Source organism: Candidatus Cardinium sp. cBcalN2, from assembly GCF_022810445.1.
GTDB lineage: Bacteria > Bacteroidota > Bacteroidia > Cytophagales > Amoebophilaceae > Cardinium.
The window spans coordinates 1-3746 of sequence record NZ_JAACGD010000019.1 but is presented as its reverse complement, the minus strand read 5'-3'; the positions used below and the strand labels follow the sequence as shown (position 1 = coordinate 3746).

The following is a 3746-nucleotide window of genomic DNA, read 5'->3' as shown; positions in this document are numbered from 1 at the left end:
TATAAAAACGCCCCTTGTAAAATAATTGCGATCAGCAATCACTCCTTACAGCTGAAATAGAAAAACAGTTGACAGGAAGGTTGCAGCGTGGATTCTGTTTTTTCAGCTGTAAGGAGTGATTGCAGCAATTTTTTACCCAGGGCTTGATTTTTTGCTTACTTTTTTATTAAGAAATAAGTAAGTTAAAAATACATTATTTACCAGTCCGCTGAACGGCTACATCTACTATCTCTTTAGAGATTATAAAACTCATTCTGGACATTTCTGGCTTACTAGTAGGACGAGAAGTGAAATCACCTAAATAACTTTTATCAAAAAATCATTTTAGGTATAATAAACGCGTTTTACTCTTTGGCTAATTTGGGTTAATAATTCATAAGGAATGGTACCCAACTCTTCGGCTAAGTGATCTATTGAATGTTCTGCACTAAAAATAATCACTTCATCACCCCGTTTTACCGCCATGCCTGTCACATCTATCATAGCCATATCCATACATACATTCCCTATAATAGGACATGTATGACCATGAATCACTACTCTGCCTTTCCCACAGCCAAATGACCTGCTTAGACCATCGGCATATCCTATGGGTATAGTAGCAATCGTCATATCTTGCCTAGCTATGGTACTTCGATCATATCCTATGCCTTCCCCTTTTTGAATATTTTTTACCTGTGAAATGGTGGTTTTGAGACTACTAGCTGGTATAAGATGGGGTTGTATGGTTTTATCTACTCCTACGCCATGTAACCCAATTCCTAATCGTACCATATCAAATTGAAATTCCGGAAAACGTAGTATGCCATTGGTATTTAAAAGATGTTTTAAAGGTTTTATGGAGAGATGTGCTTCTATATATTGCGTCATCTTGATAAATCTTGCTACTTGTAAGTGGGTATAGGTGTCATGTGCATCTGCTTGTGAAGCAGCTAAATGGCTAAAGATACTTACAACATCTAGGCAAGGCATTTGTTGTAACCGTTCTATCAGCTGGTCTAGTTCTGTTTGGGCTATACCTAAACGGTGCATACCGGTTTCTAGTTTTAGGTGAATAGGTATGGTTTTGTTTTGGTTTTCTGATATAAAACAAGCTAATGTATCCAATAATTCTAAGCTATATATTTCTGGTTCTAGGTGATGGTTGAGCATTCCATCCAATTGATCATCTGTTGGATTCATGACCATAATCGGTAAGGTAATCCCTTTTTCGCGTAAACAAATCCCCTCGTCCAGGTAGGCAACGCCTAAATATTCTACACCATGGCGCTGCAGCGCAGAAGCTAGTTCAAAACTACTGCTACCACTACCATAGCTAGCGGCTTTTACCATAGCCATGATTTTAGTAGTTGGATGTAGTTGTTTTCTAAAGTAGGAGAGATTATGCCGAATCGCATGCATATCTATCTCTAGAATCGTTCCGTGGTTGTTTTTTTCTATTTTTTGAACCACTCTTTCTAGTTGAAAGATACGTGCTCCTTTTACCAAAATGGTTTCATCTCTAAAAGAGATTTTTTGTGCTATACAATCTGCTACGCTATTAAAAAAAATCTTTTCTGGTATAGCAAAAAGCGGGTTGTATTGGCTTATAATAGGGCCAATACCGATCAATCGATGGATTTTATGTTGGGCCAATAAGTCAGCAAGCTCTTGATAAAGCTGGTTATCAGGTGTAGCAGATTGTACTATATCAGATAAAATAACGGTTCGTTTAGTGGGCTGTTGTTGTTCGATAAAATCTAATGCCAGTCTTAGGCTGACTATGTCATTGGTATAGGTGTCATCTATAATTTGACATCGATGGATACCGGCTTTTAAAGTCATACGCATCGGTATGGCTTTAAGCTGTAGCAGGGAACGTTGCAGTTGTTCGGGGTCAAATCCATTGTCTAGTAGGTAGACTAGGCAATGGGTGATATTTTCTATAGAAGCACTATCTCGGAAAGGGGTTACAAAAGTGTTATTTTGGGTCGAAGTGGTAATTTGTAAGGTGGTTTGACCTGCTAGCTCTTTGCAGGTAACCAAATAATCTGCCTTGGAATTATGAAAAGACCAGTTTACCCCTATTTTTCTCTTGCCATAGCGTTTTTGAAGAATTTGGTGAATCAGCTGATGATCTTTGCAATAGTAAATGGTGCTACAGCTGGTAAACAATTTTATTTTTTCCTCAATCTTTTGGGTCATATTTTCAAAGCCTTGGCTGTGTGCAGGGCCGATATTGGTAAATAGTCCATGGGTTGGCTTCATGATTGAGCTTAATTTTTCCATTTCGCCGCTTTGGGAAATACCTGCTTCAAAAATGCCGTATTCGTGGTTGGATTGCAGCAAACTTATGGCAAGTGGTAAGCCAACTTGGGTGTTGTAACTGTGTGGGTTGCTAATGGTTTTGTACTTTCTGGACAAAAATTCATGCATCCATTCTTTGACAATCGTTTTGCCATTGCTACCTGTAATACCCAATAGGGGCAAGTGATACCTAGATCGATAAAAAGTGCTAAACTGCTGTAAAGCTTTTACGGTATGGTTTACTTGTAGGATATTCACATCTTTGTAACGGTCTATGATAGAGCGGCTGCATGAGTGGTCTACTACAAACTGACGAATGCCTTTTTGATAAGCCGATGCTATATAATCGTGTCCATTGTGATTGATGCCTACAATCGCAAAAAAAATCGGAAACGGGGTAATGATTTTACTTCTACTGTCTATAATTAGTTCTGTTATAGGCAAATTATCCGTTTTAGCTACTACTCGGCCGGATGTAACTAGGACCAAGTCACTAAAGTCAGCAAGGGCCTGATGAAAATGCATCATGATGGACTTATTTTAGTGTCTGTTCTCAAGATGGGTAAATAAGGTTTTTTAATTACTTTTTTCCTACGTTGCCTAGGACTGAGTCGCAACGAATTTATTTATTTGATCTTTGCTCGGGAGGCTTGGCTATGAGCAATGAACGAGTGAGTTAAAGCGCGTTATGGAAGAGGTCTAATGTGATCCCGCTGGGACTCGAACCCAGGACCCTCTCCTTAAAAGGGAGATGCTCTACCAGCTGAGCTACGAGATCAACATGTAGTGGATAATTGTAAATTTATTTATTTTTTAGCGAAAATAAAAATTATTTTATCTAAAGTATCCACTTAGTCCCTTTTTTATCTTTCCTTCGTTCACCTAACGGTGTCCACTTAAGAATGACTACCATTGGTACATGTAAGCCGTCAGAAATTTTTATCTTACTTTTTGCTCGATAAAAAAGTAAGCAAAAAATCAAGCCCTGTGCTAAAATTGGCTGCCATCACAGCTTACAGCTGGCAAAATAAGTGCCATCCCTTGAGCCTCCTCCCTGCAACTGTTTTTCTTTTCATTTGTAAGCTATGCTTGCTGATCGACAATTTTTACAAGCGGTGTTTTTTAAAATATACACATAACCAGGAGTATAGAGAAGGTTCAAAACCAAAATTGCCAGTATGCATGCAAGGATATAGCGATTCTAGGAAAACCGCCCCTTGTAAAATAGTTACGATGGGCAATCACCTATTAAAGCTGATTAGAAAAACAGCTTGTTTGAACCCGCGCAGCGGGTGAGTTCTGTTTTTCCAGCTCTAACAGGTGATTGCCGCAACTTTTTACTGAGGGCTTGATTTTTTGTCCACTTTTTTGTCAAGAAAAAAGTGGTATAAAAAACTTTTTTACGACTGCCCTGAACGAATACTAAAAAACAGCTACAGAAGTCATACAACTTTCATCAT

1 protein-coding gene and 1 tRNA gene are annotated in these 3746 nt (G+C 38.5%); both read right to left on the bottom strand.

Annotated elements, in window-relative coordinates; all coding sequences use genetic code 11:
• Window positions 1–324: 324 nt before the first annotated feature.
• Window positions 325–2814 carry a bifunctional UDP-N-acetylmuramoyl-tripeptide:D-alanyl-D-alanine ligase/alanine racemase gene (locus tag MUW74_RS00715; protein ID WP_243517100.1) on the bottom strand — a complete coding sequence of 830 codons (2490 nt, stop codon included), beginning with the start codon at window positions 2812–2814 and terminating at the stop codon, window positions 325–327.
• 177 nt (window positions 2815–2991) lie between these two features.
• Window positions 2992–3064: transfer RNA gene (locus MUW74_RS00710), tRNA-Lys, on the bottom strand.
• Window positions 3065–3746 lie beyond the last annotated feature (682 nt).

Excerpts from the sequence above, each read along its gene's own strand:
- MUW74_RS00715 (WP_243517100.1), bottom strand. The coding sequence starts at position 2,814 with ATGATGCATTTTCATCAGGCCCTTGCTGACTTTAGTGACTTGGTCCTA.